This window comes from Burkholderia sp. AU30198, assembly GCF_020419825.1.
Classification (GTDB): domain Bacteria; phylum Pseudomonadota; class Gammaproteobacteria; order Burkholderiales; family Burkholderiaceae; genus Burkholderia.
On the sequence record NZ_JAIZSA010000002.1, the window covers coordinates 1 to 16,749 of the forward strand.

Genomic DNA, 16,749 nt, shown 5'->3' on the forward strand with positions numbered 1-16,749 from the left:
TTCGGCTTCGGCTTCGGCTTCGGCTTCGGCTTCGGCTTCGGCTTCGGCTTCGGCTTCGGCTTCGGCTTCGGCTTCGGCTTCGGCTTCGGCTTCGGCTTCGGCTTCGGCTTCGGCTTCGGCTTCGGCTACCGGCTACCGGCTACCGGCTACCGGCTTCCGGCTTCCGGCCAGCGTCGCGTTACACAGCCATCCACCCCGGCACCCGCCCGCCAACCCGGTCGGCCGCCTGCTCGTAACCGCGCGCAAGCTGCAGCACGGCGAGATCGGCGCGCGGACGCCCGATCAATTGCATCCCCATCGGCAGCCCCGCGTCGTTGAAGCCGACCGGCACGTTGATCACCGGGCAGCCGGCCAGCGTCCACGGCACGACCGTTTCCATCCAGCGGTGGTAGGTATCCATCGCGCGGCCCGCGATCTCCTTCGGCCAGCGCTGGTCGACGTCGAACGGGAACACCTGCGCGGTCGGCGCCGCGATGAAGTCGTAGCGGTCGAAGAAGCTCAGCACGGCCTGATGCCACGCAGTGCGCTCGACGCTCGCGTCGAACACGGCCGCGCCCGGCATCGCGAGCAGCCCTTCGACCTCGTAGATCGCCTCGGGCTTCAGCAGCGCACGGCGCGCCGGGTCGCGATAGTGCGCCAGCAGCCCGCCGCCGGACAGCAGGTGCCGGTGCGTGAGCCACAGGCGCCAGATCCGTTCGGGCGCGAACGCCGGCAGCGCGGCATCGACGTCGCAGCCGATCTCGCGCAGCGTCGCCAGCCCCTGTTCGCACAGCGCGAGCACGCCGGCCTCGGTCGCGAGATAGCCGTTCCAGTCACCGACCCATGCGATGCGCTTGCCGCGCAGGTCGGTGTCGAGCGGCTGGGCGAACACGGCCGGATCCTCCGCGAGCGACAGCGGATCGTTGCGGTCGTAGCCGGCCTGGATCGAGAGCAGTTGCGCGACGTCGCCGACCGTGCGGCCCATCGGCCCTTCGATGCCGAGCTGCTGCACGAATACGTCGACGCCCGGCCAGCGCGGCACGCGGCCCTGCGACGGCCGGAAGCCGTAGATGTTGCAGAACGCGGCCGGATTGCGCAGCGAACCGCCGAAATCGCTGCCGTCCGCCACCGGCAGCATCCGCGACGCGAGCGCCGCCGCCGTGCCGCCGCTGCTGCCGCCCGCGCTCTTCGTCAGGTCGTACGGGTTGCGCGTCGCACCGTAGACCTCGTTGAACGTGTGCGAGCCGAGCCCGAACTCGGGCGTGTTGGTCTTGCCGATGAAGATCGCGCCGGCCGCGCGCATCCGCGCGACGCCCACGGAATCGGCCTGCGGCACGTTCTCGCGGAAGATCGGCGAGCCGTAGGTCGTCCGCAGCCCCTTCGTCATCGCCAGATCCTTCGGCGCCTGCGGCATCCCGTGCATCCAGCCGTGGTACTCGCCGCGCGCCAGCGCGGCATCCTTCTCCGCGGCTTCGGCGAGCAGCGCGTCGCGCTCGCGCAGCGCAACGATCGCGTTGACCGCACCGTTCACGCGCTCGACGTGATCGAGATACGCGCGCATCGTCTCGACGCACGACACGGCCTTGCTGCGGATCGCCGACGCAAGCTCGCCCGCCGACAGGCGCACGATCGGATCGACGGGAATGGAAGCGGGAGCGAGAAGCTGCGGGGCGCCGTGCGGCATGCGGAGTCTCCTGGAATCGGAATGGAATGGCGGGCCGCGTGGCGGCGCTCGCTCCCGAACCGGCCGGGATGGGCCGCGCCGCGGCCGATGCACTACTCTACGCGACGCCGGATCGGCGACCTCCGATATTTTCCGCCGCGATTCATTGCGGTTCCGACTAAATCGGGGCGGCGGGCCATGCATCGCGCACACCGCCCCGGCCGATGAAATCGTTTATGCGCATAAACTTAAATTTCTTATATTTCTATCAGGCGCGGCACGACGCGGCACGCGTAAACGACATTTTTACGCGGTCGCCCGTTCTCTTTAGATCGTCCGGCCCGGCGGCGCGCTACGCTGGAATCATCTCGTTCCCTGGACAACGTTCATGCTCAAGCTGCTGGTTCCGGTCGGCCACTCTCCCCGTTCGCTTCAGGCGGTTCGCCACGCGACGTTCCTGTATCGCGAACGATGCGCGTCGGAAATCGTGCTGATCAACGTCCAGGCACCGCTCGAATCGACGCGGCTCGAGGCCTACCACCCGCTGTCGCGGCTGCGTTCGATCGAGGAAAAGTTCGCGTCCGACGATCTGGCCATGGCCGAGCGGATCCTGCAGGAAGCCGGCGTCAAGTACAGCGTCGTGAAGAAGGTGGGCCCGGTGGCCGATACGATCGCGGCCGTGGCGGCGGAGACGGGTTGCGACGAGATCGTGGTCGTCGCGCCACGGCACGACCCGTTGCATACGCTGATGTCGGTGTTCCGCCGCAGCGTGATGAGCCGGCTGGTACGGATTTCGAATGTGCCGGTAACAGCCGTGCAATGACGGAGATAACGCGCGGCAGCGCGTCGACGGCCGTTCGCCGATGGGCCGCAGGTCAGCACCCGCGACGGACGGACGAACGAGCGGTGCGACACGTGTGCGCGTTACCGCCCACACGCGCACCGGCCGTCACGCAGCGCTTAATCGATGACCTTGCGCCAGAACACGAAATAGGCAGCTGCCGAAGACGCAACGAGCAGGATGGCCCACATCGGGGCGAGGCTGATCAGGACGGAAGAGACGTTAAGCATTTGGATTCCTCACTATTTCGATAGCGATATTCAACACGCACCTGCTTGCCGGAACCGATGCATTCCTCCGCGATCGCGTTCCGTCAAATCATGCATTCATGCTATCGCTTTGAATGGCCGCGCGACCGCCCCGTCCCGCCCGTACCCTGACATTCGTCAAACTCGCGCGAATCGCCTGCCTGTCGCGCTGAAAACCGTCGCGCACATGCCGCGCCGCCCGTCCGGTTTCGCCTGCCAGCCGCGTTGAAGCCGCGCCCTCCTTCCGCACGCAGAACACGAAAAACGGGACGGGATCACCGCCCTTCACCTGTTTCAGCAGACGTTTACCGGGGGAACCCCCAAGTGCTTCGTCAAACGGGTCCGCGTTACGCTTGAGCGACGAGGAGACGAACCATGAGACGAGCCGTACATATCGCTGTTTTCGCGCTGCTGGCGTATCTCATTGGCGATCGCGCGATCCTGCACGCGCAGGGCCGCGACACCAGTCCGCTTGCGTGCGAACAGGGCGCCGCGCAGGTGAAGGTCGACGCGCTCGGCCGCGGCTTTGGCGAAGCGGCCGCCAGCAGCCAGGGCGAAGCATTCATGTCGGGTTGCCTGGTGACGGGACGCGGCAACCAGGACGTCGCGCTGGCGAACCGCTGACGCCCGCCAGTTGACGCGCCGGACGCGCCCGGGGCACGGCGGCTGAACCGGAGCCACGTGCGCCCGCATCCATTCCCGCCTGTTTGACCGAAGTCGCGACGCATGTCACGGCCCGGACGGCGGTGCCGCCGAACGTCTGAACGTGACCGGCGGCATTGTCGCGGGGAAAACGTGTCGACGTCGGCTCGATCGGGGGATCCTTGCCGTCCGGCATGCCCCCATCGATCGACCGGCGGAATGTCCGGCCACCGCGTCGCGGCGCTGCTTCATCTACGACAACACCCCATCCAGAGATGAGCCACCCACACACCGAGCTGATCCAGCGCTTCTACACGGCGTTCCAGCAGCGCGACATCGACGCCATGCTCGCCTGCTACGCCGATGACGTCGTCTTCAGCGACCCCGCATTCGGCGAGTTGCGCGGCGACCTCGCACGCGACATGTGGCGCATGCTGGTCGCGCGGGCGCAGGACTTTTCATTGACGTTCGGCGACGTCGACGCGGACCAACAGGCCGGGCGCGCCAAATGGATCGCCCAATACCGGTTCACCGCGACCGGCCGGATGGTGGTCAACCGGATCGACGCGCGGTTCCGGTTTCGCGACGGACTCATCGTCGAGCATCGCGACAGCTTCGACCTGTGGCGCTGGGCGCGTCAGGCGCTGGGACTGAAAGGCGCGCTGCTCGGCTGGACGCCTTTCGTGCAACGCGCGATCCGCACGCAGGCGCGGAAAAATCTCGACGCGTATCGCGCCAAACGGAAATAGCACACACCGTCATGGCTTCATCGTCGCATTGATCAGGTCGTAAGCCATGTCCGGCAGCACGCCGTCCGGATTCTTGAGGCCATACTCGCGATACCAGCTCTCGTCCGCCTCCGGATGCGGGCCGACGAGCCCGACGCGCCCTTTGCCGTAGCGATAGGTCGCGGCCGCGATATCGCGGTTCGGATAGGTCGCCAGCACGACCGCGCCGGGGGCGGCCGGGAGCATCGCGCCGTCCTGGAAGTAGATCCAGCGCTTTTTCCCGCGCCATACCACCGGCGTCACCGTGTCCGCGATACCGTGGAGCGTCGAGCGTGGCCGGTCGACTTCGGTGTCGATCTCGCCGTCGACCAGCCCGAAACCCGGGTCGCCCGCCAGGTAGGCGCCCATGCAGATGCCCAGATAGCGCCCGCCGTTCGACACGTATTGGCGCACGGCCTGGATCGAATGCTTCCCGATGCTGGCCGCCGCGCCCGGGATGTCCTGTCCGCCGCCGGGCTGGACATACAGCGCGGCGCCCGCCAGGGCAGCGGGCGTGATCTTGAGCTTTTCCGCCGGCCCGACGTAGATCACGCGGAACTTGTGGTCCGATTCCCGCAGGCGCCTCGCAATCGTCTCGGGGCAACCATCGCATGCGGCCGGGCCGCGATAGACCAGTGCGACGGGACGGCTGGCGAAGCCGCGCGTTTCGTCGCCGGCCGCGGCCGCCGGCACGACCGACGACGCGACGAGCAACATCGCCATGAAAATCGATTCTCTGGATCGCATGTTCTTGATCGACGGGATTGAGGGGCTCTCGGCCGTTCAGGACGGGGCGATCGGCACGCACCGCTGCTCGCCCCGCCTTTTTGAAACCTGATTGAAAGTCGCACGAAGTAGAGCGTAGGCGCGCGAAAGCGGCATGTGTGTACCGTTTCATGCGTGCTTGTGCAGATGTGTGCGCCACCGCCCCGGCAACCGGGCTCCCCGGACTTCGTTACCGGTCGCGCCCCGCGCCGGTCGCGGCCTCAAACGGCCGCGCCTGTTCCGCATGACGGCAACCGGACCCGACGGGGGCGGCCTGACGCGAACGGACGATCCCGGATCGCAGCTGGACACCCGGCCACCCGCCGCGCATCCCGACGACGGCCGGCGCCACCCGGAACCCCTCATCCGCCCGCACGCCCAGGCAAGCCTCCGGAACACGTCCGAAAACCCTAACTCCCCCGCGCCACCGCGCTTTCCCGTGCTCCGAGCCTCAACTCTTATATAAGACATAAGACATTTGACGTTAAAGAGCATTGAGATTAGAATCCCGCTCAAAGCAGTGCCTGGAACAGCCCCGGAGTGCCGGCAAGGCCTTCCCCTCAAACGCAATATCAGCAGGTCTCCCCATGCTTGAAAACTTTCGTGCTCACGTGGCCGCCCGCGCCGCGCTCGGTATTCCTCCCCTGCCGCTGACGGCTCAGCAGACCGCCGAACTGGTGGAACTGCTGACGAACCCGCCCGCCGGCGAAGAGCAGACGCTGCTCGACCTGATCACCCATCGCGTGCCTGCCGGCGTCGACGAAGCCGCCCGCGTGAAGGCCGGCTTCCTGGCCGCCGTGGCCAAGGGCGAGACCGCCTGCCCGCTGATCTCCCGCGAACGCGCGACCGAACTGCTCGGCACGATGCTGGGCGGCTACAACATCCAGCCGCTGATCGAGCTGCTGTCCGATGAAGCCGTGGCTGCCGTCGCCGCCGACGCACTGAAGAAAACCCTGCTGATGTTCGACCAGTTCCATGACGTCAAGGAACTCGCCGACAAGGGCAACGCGCACGCGAAGGCCGTGCTGCAGAGCTGGGCCGACGCCGAATGGTTCACGAGCCGTCCGGAAGTGCCGCAAAGCCTGACCATCACCGTCTTCAAGGTGACGGGCGAAACCAACACCGACGATCTGTCGCCGGCCCCGGACGCCACCACCCGCCCGGACATCCCGATGCACGCGCTGGCGATGCTGAAGAACGCACGCCCTGGCATCACGCCGGAAGAAGACGGCAAGCGCGGCCCGGTCAAGTTCATCGAATCGCTGAAGGAAAAGGGTCACCTGGTCGCCTACGTGGGCGACGTGGTCGGCACCGGCTCCTCGCGCAAGTCGGCCACCAACTCGGTGCTGTGGTTCACGGGCGAAGACATCCCGTTCGTGCCGAACAAGCGCTTCGGCGGCGTGTGCCTCGGCAGCAAGATCGCCCCGATCTTCTACAACACGATGGAAGACGCCGGCGCACTGCCGATCGAGCTCGACGTATCGCAGATGGAAATGGGCGACGTGGTCGAACTGCGCCCGTACGAAGGCAAGGCGCTGAAGGACGGCAACGTGATCGCCGAATTCCAGGTCAAGTCCGACGTGCTGTTCGACGAAGTGCGCGCCGGCGGCCGCATTCCGCTGATCATCGGCCGCGGCCTGACCGCGAAGGCACGTGAAGCGCTGGGCCTCGCGCCGTCGACGCTGTTCCGCCTGCCGCACCAGCCGGCCGACAGCGGCAAGGGCTTCTCGCTCGCGCAGAAGATGGTCGGCCGTGCATGCGGTCTGCCGGAAGGCCAGGGCGTGCGCCCGGGCACGTACTGCGAACCGAAGATGACCTCGGTCGGCTCGCAGGACACCACGGGCCCGATGACCCGCGACGAACTGAAGGATCTGGCCTGCCTCGGCTTCTCGGCCGATCTCGTGATGCAGTCGTTCTGCCACACGGCCGCTTATCCGAAGCCGGTCGACGTGAAGACGCACCAGACGCTGCCGAACTTCATCAGCACGCGCGGCGGTATCGCGCTGCGCCCGGGCGACGGCGTGATCCACTCGTGGCTGAACCGCATGCTGCTGCCCGACACCGTCGGCACCGGCGGCGATTCGCACACCCGCTTCCCGATCGGCATCAGCTTCCCGGCAGGTTCGGGCCTGGTCGCGTTCGCAGCCGCCACCGGCACGATGCCGCTGGACATGCCGGAATCGGTGCTGGTCCGCTTCAAGGGCAAGATGCAGCCGGGCGTCACGCTGCGTGACCTCGTCAACGCGATTCCGCTGTACGCGATCAAGCAAGGCATGCTGACGGTCGCCAAGCAAGGCAAGAAGAACATCTTCTCGGGCCGTATCCTCGAAATCGAAGGCCTGCCCGACCTGAAGGTCGAGCAAGCGTTCGAACTGTCGGATGCGTCGGCCGAGCGTTCAGCAGCCGGTTGCTCGGTGCACCTGAACAAGGAACCGATCATCGAGTACCTGAACAGCAACATCACGCTGCTGAAGTGGATGATCGCGCAGGGCTACCAGGATCCGCGCAGCCTGCAGCGCCGTATCGAGGCGATGGAGCAGTGGCTGGCCGACCCGCAACTGCTGTCGCCGGATGCCGACGCCGAGTACGCGGCCGTCATCGAGATCGACCTCGCCGACATCCACGAGCCGATCGTCGCGTGCCCGAACGACCCGGACGACGTGAAGACGCTGTCGGACGTCGCAGGTGCGAAGATCGACGAAGTGTTCATCGGCTCGTGCATGACCAACATCGGTCACTTCCGTGCCGCGTCGAAGCTGCTCGAAGGCAAGCGCGACATCCCGGTCAAGCTGTGGGTCGCGCCGCCGACCAAGATGGACCAGAAGCAGCTGACCGAAGAAGGCCACTACGGCGTGTTCGGCACGGCTGGTGCGCGTACCGAAATGCCGGGCTGCTCGCTGTGCATGGGTAACCAGGCACAGGTGCGCGAAGGCGCGACGGTCATGTCGACGTCGACCCGCAACTTCCCGAACCGCCTGGGCAAGAACACGAACGTGTACCTCGGCTCGGCGGAACTGGCGGCGATCTGCTCGCGTCTGGGCAAGATCCCGACCAAGGAAGAGTACATGGCCGACATGGGCGTGCTCAGCGCGAACGGCGACCAGATCTACAAGTACATGAACTTCGACCAGATCGAAGACTTCAAGGAAGTGGCCGACACCGTGCAGCTGTAAGCACGCGGAGCGGGCTGCGGCGGGCGGTAGACGTCGCAGCACACCACGCAATGGCGTCGCAGGCTGAATGCCCGCGGCGCCATTTTTTTATCCGGCGCCGGATGGCCGTGCCGGCACGGTCAGTCGTAAAGCGCGAAAATCCGCTCGGCCACCTCGAACGGCAAGCCTTCGTCGTACCCTTCCTCGTCGAGATCGACATACTCGCGGCCGTCGGTCGGCTTCAGCATCAGCGCCGGCACCGGCCGCGCGACCGGTACATCGGGATAGTCGTTCGGGCCCGCGCCGTCGAAGTCATGCGGATCGAACCAGATCCCGTGATCGGCGTAATAGCCGTCGGCATAACGCTGCTCGACTTCGCGCACCAGCCGGAACGTGTCCAGTTGATACGACGCGTCGCCCAGGTCGCTTTCGTTCGCGTACTGCACGAACCACGCGGCGCCGAGATTCCAGTAGATCAGCAGCGCGGTGGCGCGATCGATGTTGCGGTTGTCGAGCAGCCAGCGCAGCGCGCGGCCGTTGCCGTCGTAATTGGAGCGCGCGGCGAAGCGGTGCCATTGCTCGGGCGTCGCGCCCTCGAGCCAGGTGCGCACGATATCCCACGCCTTTTGTTCGATTTCGGAATCATCCATGGATGGCGGCCTCGCGGAACGGTGAATGGCGGAACAGCGTCGAATGACCGACGATTCTAACGCCGCTTCGCGACCGTCACGCGCCCTCGCCGCCCGGCTCGCGGCGGATCACCAGTTCGTTGAAGCCGGTGTGCGGATCGGGTTCGCGCGCAAAGCGATGCGCGGGCAGCACGGCCAGCAGGATCTCGGCGGTCGTGCGCACCACGCAGCCGCTGGCCACATGGCCGCCCGACACGCGGCCGACCACATCGGAAACGGACATGTGCAGGTGCGCGCCGTCCGGCGATACCGAACCGGCCAGTGTCAGGATTTCGAGGTCGCCGCGCAGTTCGGTCGGCACGTCGGCCCCGGCAAAGCGCAACTGCGCGACGCTCAGGCTGCCGATGCCCTGGATCACGAATGCCGCATGCGCGTCGTGCTGACGCAATGCGTGCTCGATCGACGCGCGCAGGTCGTCGCCGGGGGAAAGACGCAGAGGGTGGGCTTGCATGGTCGTGATCCTGTTCGGGGCCGGGATGTCGACCAAGGGTAAGTTCGTGACGGCAATCCGGCAAGCCCGCCAGTCGCCTGCCCGGTCAGAGATCGAGCCGCAGGCACTCGAATTCGACCGCGCCGTCGCATGGCAACTCGCCCACGTCGAGCGTGAAGCCGACCACGTCGATCAACCCCTGCTCCCGATCGATGACCCACCCGCATCCGCGGTAGCCGTACGGGCTCCCGGTTTTCCCGATCCATTGCCGGCTGGCCGCACGTCTTGCGTCGTCGGCCCAATCGTCGAGACAGGCCGCCCGGACCTCGCAGTCGACTGCCGACACCGGCGTTCGCACGATGTCGTCGACGCGCGCGTCGCCTCCGAACGAGAACACCGTGATCTCGTGTTCGCCGCACCGTAACGTCACCGCCGCGCACTCGCTGTCGGTTGAATATGGCGCGACGCGCGTCACCACCACCTGCTCCATGTCGTGACTCCATGCCCCGATGCCGCCGCCGTGTCGTCGGCTGCGCGGATTGCGCTCCGTCGTCCGTCACCGACGCCGGTCCCGGGCGCAAGCATACCGCCAGCGACGCGCGCGCCCTCCGGACGAATGCGCGGCGACGCCGTGCGACAGCTTCGCGGCAACGGACCAGCGGGCCGCGCTGGCACGTTGCACAACGGGCGAGGCAGCCTTCCGCTGGCGCCGCAATACCCGCAGCGCACCATCGGGCCGGATGCAAGCATCACACGGTGAAACGCTCGCTCGCGAACTGCGCATCGGGCACGCCGGCCGTCATCGCCACGTCCCGTACCGCCTGCACGAGCGGGGGCGGTCCGCACACGTAGATGTCCGGTGGCGCGCCGCCCTGCGCGAGCGCCGCGCGCAACGCATCGACCGGCGTGCCACTCGACCCGGCCCACTCCCCGCCCGGCCGCCAGACGCACAGTTCGACGCGCAACTGCGGCAGGTCGGCTTGCAATCGCGCGAGTTCATCCAGCATGAACAGTTCGCTTTCCTGATTGACGCCGAAGAACAGCCGCGCGTCGACCATCTCCTGAAATTCAGCCATGCGCCGCAGCATCGACAGGATCGGCGCGAGCCCGGTGCCGCCCGCGACGAACCAGCGCGGCCGCAGGCTGTCCGCGAACAGCCCGAAGCCACCCATCGGCACGCGCACGGTCAGCGGATCGCCCGGCCGCGCACGCTCGCGCAGGTATGTCGACAACCAGCCGCCCGGCCGCAGCCGGATCAGGAACTCGAGACGGCCGTCCCAGTTGCTCGTGTTCGCGAGCGAATACGGGCGGCGCACACCGCTGCCCGGCACCTCGAGTTCCGCGAACTGGCCTGGCTCGAACTCCGCGGCCGAGCCGAATGCGTCGTCGGGCTCGACCTGCAGCTCGACGCGCATCGTGTCGGCCGCGATCGTCTCGAGCGCCGCGATCCGCGCGGTGCGCACCGGCACCGGATGCAGCAGCACCTTGGTGCGGTCGTACGGTGCGGCGACCCGCAGATCGCCGCGCGGCCGGGTCCGGCACAGCAGGACCGCGCCGCGCTGGCCGGCCGGCAGCACGCCGGCACTGTCGGGCGACGTCTCGTACGCACCGTCGACGACGGTCGCCTGGCATGCGCCGCAGCTTCCGCGCCGGCATTGCGACGGCAGCGTGATATCGGCCTCGGCTGCGGCCGACAGCAGATCCTGCTCGCCGTCGCAGCCGAAGCCGAAGCGCTCGCCGTCGCGTGTCGTGATCTCGATGCGATAAGTCATCGAACGATCCCGCTCAAGCGGCCTGGCGCGCCAGCGACGCGGCAAGGTCGGTACCGGCGTCGCCGATCGGCTGGATGCCGAACTGCTCGACCAGCACCGCCAGCACGCCCGGCGTCACGAAGGCCGGCAGCGTCGGCCCGAGGCGGATGTTGCGCAGACCGAGCGCGAGCAGCGTCAGCAGCACGGCCGCCGCCTTTTGCTCGAACCACGAGATCACGAGCGACAGCGGCAGGTCGTTCACGCCGCATTCGAATGCATCGGCGAGCGCCGTCGCGATCCGGATCGCCGAGTAGCTGTCGTTGCACTGCCCGACGTCGAGCAGGCGCGGAATGCCGCCGATATCGCCGAACGCGTGCCGGTTGAACCGGTACTTGTTGCAGCCGAGCGTCATCACGACCGTATCGTCGGGCGCCTGCTCCGCGAACTCGGTGTAGTAGTTGCGGCCCGGCGCCGCGCCGTCGCAGCCGCCGATCAGGAAGAAATGGCGGATCTGTCCTGCCTTGACCGCGTCGATGACCTTGTCCGCCACGCCAAGCACCGCATGCCGGCCGAAGCCTACCGTGATCGTCTCTTCCGGCGCCGTGGCCGGGAAACCGGGCAGCGCCTGCGCGGCGCGGATCAGCGTCGAGAAATCGTGATGTTCGAGATGGCGCACGCCCGGCCAGCCGACCGGCCCCGTCGTGAAGATCCGCTGCCGGTATTGCGGCATCGGCTCGATGATGCAGTTGGACGTCATCAGGATCGGCCCGGGGAAATGCGCGAAGTCGCTCTGCTGATCCTGCCATGCGCCACCGTAGTTGCCGACCAGGTGCGGAAACGCCTTCAGCACCGGATACGCATGGGCCGGCAGCATCTCGCCGTGCGTGTACACGTGGATGCCCGTGCCGGCCGTCTGCTCGAGCAGCGCGTGCAGATCGCCGAGATCGTGGCCCGACACGAGGATCGCCTTGCCCGCCACCGGCGACACGCGCACGGCCGTCGGTTGCTGCGCGCCGAAACGGCCGGTGTTCGCGCTGTCGAGCAGTTCCATCACCGTCAGGTTCAGCCGGCCGAGGTCGAGCGCCTGCGCGAGCAGCGTGTTGACGTCGTCGGGGTCGCGCGCGAGAAACGCGAGTGCCGCCTCGATCCCCTCGTAGATGTCGTCGCGCTCGTAGCCAAGCACCCGCGCATGATGCGCATACGCACACACGCCCTTCAGCCCGTACAGCACCAGCGCGCGCAGGCCGACGATGTCCGCGCCCACCTTGTCGAGCCCGTTGTCCACGCCGACGCTCGCGGCCTGTTCCAGCAGCCCGGCCAGATCGTCCGCCGGCTGCCACATCGCCGGCCCGTGCTGCGCCGGAACGACCGTGCCCGCCGCCCGCGCGCTCGCCTCACATACGGCCTTCACGCGGTCGCGCATCTGCGCCGCTTCGCGCAACAGCGCGACGAAACGGGCCGCATGGAAGTTCACGTTGGTCAGCGTCGTGAACATCGCATACAGCACGAACCGGTCGGCGTCGCGATCCGGTGTACCCATCGCACGCGCGATCGCGCCGTATTGCGCAATGCCCTTCACCGCATGGACCAGCAGATCCTGCAGGTCCGCCGTCGTTGCATCCTTGCCGCAGTTGCCTTTCGCCGATGCACAGCCGGGCCGCATGCCGGTCCGGTCGGTCTGTTCGCATTGATAGCAAAACACGGTGCTCTCCTTTCTCGATCATGGGGGCGCGGGTCGGCGCGAACGGCAGCGGAACGCAGGTTCCTGGCTGCCGGGCATCCCGCCCGCTTCAAGATGCGTGTCTTATGCATCTTTTTCATGATGTTTCGGCACGCGTTTCGCAACCGTGATGCAGATCAAGAAACCGGATGCACGCAGGTGAGGCAACTTGTCGCTACGACTGCCCGCCGGCTTCGGTCGCGGCTTCATGTGCGTTGTCGGCATCCGCGCCTTCGATGCCCCAGTCGCCGTATCGATACCAGTCGTCACCGAGCAGCTCGCTCGGGTGCTGCGTACGGCTGGAGCCGTTGCCGCAACGCATCGCGTGTGTCGGGCAGTAGTTGTCGCATCCCCAGCAGATCCGCTCCGGATGCACGGGATGCAGCGGAAATTTCTTGGCCATGATCTTGTCTTCCCGGTGTCGTTTCATCCGCTACCGTTCGACTCTAGTTCACCGCTGCACACGGGCCATGCGGCATTCGTTCGCACCGGCGACACTGCATCGGCTAGGCACGCGCACACGATTGGTCTAGTCTGCACGGTATTCCGCGGCGCGAGCCGCCAACCCGATTCCTGCCCGATGACTGTCATTCCGAACCAACGATCCCGCCTGCGCGGCGGCCTGCTTGGCCTGCTGATCGGCGACGCGCTGGGCGTGCCGTACGAATTCCACGACGCCGCGTCGATTCCGCCGCCCGCCGCAATCGACATGACGCCGCCGCCCGGCTTTGCGCGTGCCCACGACGGCGTACCGCCCGGCACCTGGAGCGACGACGGCGCGCAGGCGCTTGCGCTGCTCGACGCGCTGTCGAACGACCGCGACCTGAATCTCGACACGTTTGCCCGCAACCTGCAGGACTGGTTTCACCGCGGCGCCTTCACGCCGGACGGCCGCGTGTTCGACGTCGGCCTGCAGACGCAGCGCGCGCTCCACGCGCTGGCGGCCGGCGCGGCGCCCGCCGTTGCCGGCCCCGACGGCGAGCGTGACAACGGCAACGGCTCGCTGATGCGCTGCTTTCCGGTGGTCATGGTCGCCACATCGCGCGACGAAGCGATCCGGCTCGCGTGCAAGCAGAGCGTCGTTACGCACGGCCACGTGCGCTCGCAGCTGTGCTGTGCGCTCTATAGCCTGACGGCAATGGGCATCGTTGAAGGCCAGCCGGCGCCCGATGCGGTGCGCACGGCCGAAGACGAGTTGCTGGCGCGCTACGCGGGAACGGCCGACGAGATCGAACTGAAGATCGTGCTCGATGGCCGCTTCGATGTGCCGCAAGGATCCGGTTACGTGGTCGACAGCCTCTGGTCGTCGATCCACTGCCTGCTGTCGACGGGCAGCTACGAGGACTGCGTGAAGCGCGCGATCGCGCTCGGCAACGACACGGATACGACGGCGGCCATCGCCGGCAGCCTCGCCGGCGCGCTGTACGGCGAGTACGCGTTGCCCGATCGGTGGGTCGCGGCGCTGCGCGGGAAAGAACAGGTCGAGGGCTGGCTCGCGAAACCGTGAGCGCTCGAAGCGAATACGCGGCAAACAGCGGAAGGAGATCGGATGGGGCACTACGCGGACGCAGACTGGTACAGACAAAGCGTGGCCGACTACACCGCGCAATACGGTGCGGTTCCGCCGCCGTGGGTGATCGCAGCCGATTCGCATCCGTACAGCATGCGGTGGCGCATGGGCGGCGGGGAAACGTTCATGATGGTGTTTCAGGAATGGTGGGAACAGCACGCGTGGCAGGAGCGCGAGCGCGTGACCTACTTCCTGAAGTGGCCGCCTCCGCCGCGCTGGATTCCGTGGATGGCCGACGTGATCTGGGATCTCGAACCGTGGGAAGCGGACGGCGAATTCGACTACACGCGCTACTACGTGCAGCTCCAGCAGTTGGGATTCGGCGGGACCGCCGACGTCGACGCCGACATGGAAGACAGCCGCTGGGATTGATACAACCGGGCCATCACCGGCCCGGCCGCATCACGCGTCACGCATCACGCACGCCGGTCGCTCGCCAGCAACCCGTACAGCGCGCTGTCCGACACTTCGTCACCGACGATCCAGCGTTCGCGCAACAACCCTTCCCGCGCAAATCCGAGCCGTTCGAGCAGCCGCGCCGAGGCGGTGTTACGCGGATCGATATCGGCTTCGAGCCGGTTCAGCCGCAGCGTGCCGAACGCGTGATCGATCACGGCCGATGCCGCTTCGCGCATGTAACCGCCGCTCCAGAACTCGCGCCGCAGGCTGAAGCCGATCTCGGCGCGCCGGCATTGCTCGTTTGCATGGAACAACACGCATTCGCCGAGCGCCTCGCCGGTTTCCCGCAGCTCAAGTACGCAGATCAGGTCCTGCCCGCTCGCAGACGTCTTCACGTTGCGCGCGACGCGCTCGATCGCCTGTTCGATGTGCGTCATCGGCGAGAACGAGAAATAGCGCATCGCCTCCGCATCCGACCAGATCTCGAAGAAGGTGTGCGCATCGGCTTCGCGTAGCGGCCGCAGGACAAGGCGGGAGGTATCCAGCGTGACGGGTTCGAACAGAGGCATGGCGACAGTCGGTCGAAAACGGGATCGTGAATTAGAACACGCAAGCCGCACGCCGGCCATGTCGTGCATGCGCACGCCCCGCCCTTCAACCCGATCATGCCAAACAAAAAGGCCCGGACATCGCCCGGGCCTCGTCACTCCATCCGTTACCGCCAGCCGCGCTTACGCTTCAAGCGCTTCGAGCACCTTCCCCTTCGTCTCGATCCCGACGAAGTGCACGGTCACGGCTGCGATCAGCGGCACGATGCCGATCAGGTAGAACGCCGGTGCGAGGTTGCCGCCGATGATCGCGTGCGGCACCACCATCGGCGCGACGAACGACGCGATCTTCAACCATGCGCTGCCGAGCCCGCAGCCCGACGCGCGGATGCTCGTCGGATACTGCTCCGGCGTATAGACGTACGCGGTGATGAACCCCGACGCCATCAGCCCTAGCGACAGCGAGCAGAAGATCGAGACGACATACACCGACGACGCGTGATAGACGCCCGCGAATGCCAGCGACAGCGCGCACAGCACGAACGACCACACGATCACCGGCTTGCGGCCGAGCTTGTCGACGAGCAGCGCCGACGCCAGCGACCCGAGCACGCCCATCACCGAGCCGATCACTGCGAGGTTCAGCGCAAGCTGCAGCGGCGCGTGATAGAAGTTCTTGTAGATCGTCGGCAGCCACGTCGACAGCCCGTACTGGATGAACCCGCAGGTCGCCCACAACGTCGCCACCGCGAGCGTGCGCTTGCGATAGGCGGCGCTGAACAGGTCGCTCATCTTGCGCTTCGGATGCTGCCGCACCATCTCGTCGAACGCGGCCACCTGCGTGACCGCCGGCAGCTCGCCGCGCACCGACGCTTCAAACGCGCCGACCGCCCGCCCTGCTTCGGCCAGGCGCCCGCGCGACGCGAGCCAGCGCGGCGACTCCGGCACGATGCGCGTGAGCACGAGCGACAGGATCAGCGGCAGCCCGCCGACGAAGTACATGATTTCCCAGCCGAAACGCGGCACGAGCCACGCGCCGAGCGCCATCGACACGAGCAGGCCGATCGGGAACACGATCTCGTACAGCAGCACGAAGCGGCCGCGGCCATGCGCGCGCGTGATCTCGTTGATGTAGGTCGCGGCGACCGGCAGCTCGCCGCCCAGGCCCAGGCCTTGCAGGATCCGCAGCAGCACGAAGATCTCGAAGGTCGGCGCGAAGCCGCACGCGATGCTCGTGATGCCGATCACGGCCGAGCTCCACGCGATCGCCTTCACGCGGCCGTGCTTCTCCGCCAGCGCAGGAAACAGGAACGCGCCGATCAGCTGGCCGATCGCACCGGACGCGATCAGCAGGCCGATCTGCGTCGGCGACAGCCCCCATTTGTGAATCAGCAACGGCAGCGTCGCCGCGATCGTGATCACGTCGAAGCCGTCGAAGAACGTCGCGGTGCCGATCAGCACGCGCGCGCGGATCTGCATCGCGTTGGCCGGAAGCCGCTCGAGCCGCGCGATGATCGCGCCGGGCGTGGAGGCGGCAGCTTCCATCGTGGCGCGACCGGCCACGACGTTGTCGAAAGTGCTCATG

At 67.1% G+C, this 16,749-nt stretch carries 16 protein-coding genes; 6 read left to right on the plus strand and 10 right to left on the minus strand.

The window, feature by feature from the left end; translation table 11 throughout:
• Window positions 1-178: 178 nt before the first annotated feature.
• Window positions 179-1,663, minus strand: a complete 1,485-nt coding sequence (locus tag LGN19_RS05450; protein ID WP_226213522.1) for an amidase — start codon at window positions 1,661-1,663, stop codon at window positions 179-181.
• Window positions 1,664-2,030: 367 nt separating this feature from the next.
• Here LGN19_RS05450 and LGN19_RS05455 point away from each other — a divergent pair, with 367 nt between their 5' ends.
• The 3 genes from LGN19_RS05455 (at window position 2,031) to LGN19_RS05465 (ending at window position 4,122) form a co-directional block, all read left to right on the plus strand.
• Entirely contained in the window at window positions 2,031-2,465 is a 435-nt protein-coding gene (locus LGN19_RS05455; RefSeq protein ID WP_226213523.1) for a universal stress protein, read from the plus strand.
• Between the two features lie 641 nt (window positions 2,466-3,106).
• Complete coding sequence (locus tag LGN19_RS05460) at window positions 3,107-3,355, plus strand: hypothetical protein (RefSeq protein WP_021161497.1); 249 nt, start codon at window positions 3,107-3,109, stop codon at window positions 3,353-3,355.
• A 293-nt stretch (window positions 3,356-3,648) separates the two neighbouring features.
• Window positions 3,649-4,122 (plus strand): nuclear transport factor 2 family protein, encoded by a 474-nt coding sequence (locus LGN19_RS05465; protein ID WP_226214019.1) that lies wholly within the window; start codon window positions 3,649-3,651, stop codon window positions 4,120-4,122.
• A 9-nt stretch (window positions 4,123-4,131) separates the two neighbouring features.
• Here LGN19_RS05465 and LGN19_RS05470 read toward each other — a convergent pair whose 3' ends face one another.
• Window positions 4,132-4,863 carry a BPL-N domain-containing protein gene (locus tag LGN19_RS05470; RefSeq protein WP_226213524.1) on the minus strand — a complete coding sequence of 244 codons (732 nt, stop codon included), beginning with the start codon at window positions 4,861-4,863 and terminating at the stop codon, window positions 4,132-4,134.
• Window positions 4,864-5,492: 629 nt separating this feature from the next.
• On the opposite strand from LGN19_RS05470, the gene acnB reads away from it, so the two are divergent.
• On the plus strand, window positions 5,493-8,078 hold the full coding sequence (gene acnB / locus LGN19_RS05475) for a bifunctional aconitate hydratase 2/2-methylisocitrate dehydratase (RefSeq protein WP_122947431.1): 2,586 nt from the start codon (window positions 5,493-5,495) through the stop codon (window positions 8,076-8,078).
• A 119-nt stretch (window positions 8,079-8,197) separates the two neighbouring features.
• On the opposite strand, the gene LGN19_RS05480 is transcribed toward acnB, so the two are convergent.
• The 6 genes from LGN19_RS05480 to LGN19_RS05505 form a co-directional block, all read right to left on the minus strand.
• A complete protein-coding gene (locus LGN19_RS05480; protein ID WP_226213525.1) occupies window positions 8,198-8,707 on the minus strand; it encodes a DUF4274 domain-containing protein in 510 nt (169 codons plus the stop codon).
• A gap of 76 nt (window positions 8,708-8,783) precedes the next feature.
• Window positions 8,784-9,197 (minus strand): PPC domain-containing DNA-binding protein, encoded by a 414-nt coding sequence (locus tag LGN19_RS05485; protein WP_175030750.1) that lies wholly within the window; start codon window positions 9,195-9,197, stop codon window positions 8,784-8,786.
• 85 nt (window positions 9,198-9,282) lie between these two features.
• Entirely contained in the window at window positions 9,283-9,666 is a 384-nt protein-coding gene (locus LGN19_RS05490; protein ID WP_174956272.1) for a hypothetical protein, read from the minus strand.
• 259 nt (window positions 9,667-9,925) lie between these two features.
• Complete coding sequence (locus LGN19_RS05495; RefSeq protein WP_226213526.1) at window positions 9,926-10,948, minus strand: FAD-binding oxidoreductase; 1,023 nt, start codon at window positions 10,946-10,948, stop codon at window positions 9,926-9,928.
• Between the two features lie 13 nt (window positions 10,949-10,961).
• Window positions 10,962-12,629, minus strand: coding sequence for a hydroxylamine reductase (gene hcp / locus LGN19_RS05500; protein ID WP_226213527.1), 1,668 nt, complete (start codon window positions 12,627-12,629; stop codon window positions 10,962-10,964).
• Between the two features lie 193 nt (window positions 12,630-12,822).
• Window positions 12,823-13,050, minus strand: a complete 228-nt coding sequence (locus LGN19_RS05505) for a DUF3079 domain-containing protein (protein WP_175223349.1) — start codon at window positions 13,048-13,050, stop codon at window positions 12,823-12,825.
• 177 nt (window positions 13,051-13,227) lie between these two features.
• Here LGN19_RS05505 and LGN19_RS05510 point away from each other — a divergent pair, with 177 nt between their 5' ends.
• Window positions 13,228-14,154, plus strand: coding sequence for an ADP-ribosylglycohydrolase family protein (locus tag LGN19_RS05510; RefSeq protein WP_226213528.1), 927 nt, complete (start codon window positions 13,228-13,230; stop codon window positions 14,152-14,154).
• A gap of 42 nt (window positions 14,155-14,196) precedes the next feature.
• Window positions 14,197-14,589 (plus strand): hypothetical protein, encoded by a 393-nt coding sequence (locus LGN19_RS05515; protein WP_226213529.1) that lies wholly within the window; start codon window positions 14,197-14,199, stop codon window positions 14,587-14,589.
• Window positions 14,590-14,633: 44 nt separating this feature from the next.
• On the opposite strand, the gene LGN19_RS05520 is transcribed toward LGN19_RS05515, so the two are convergent.
• Window positions 14,634-15,185, minus strand: a complete 552-nt coding sequence (locus tag LGN19_RS05520; protein WP_226213530.1) for a GNAT family N-acetyltransferase — start codon at window positions 15,183-15,185, stop codon at window positions 14,634-14,636.
• Window positions 15,186-15,347: 162 nt separating this feature from the next.
• Window positions 15,348-16,748, minus strand: coding sequence for an MFS transporter (locus tag LGN19_RS05525; RefSeq protein WP_174956279.1), 1,401 nt, complete (start codon window positions 16,746-16,748; stop codon window positions 15,348-15,350).
• Window position 16,749 lies beyond the last annotated feature (1 nt).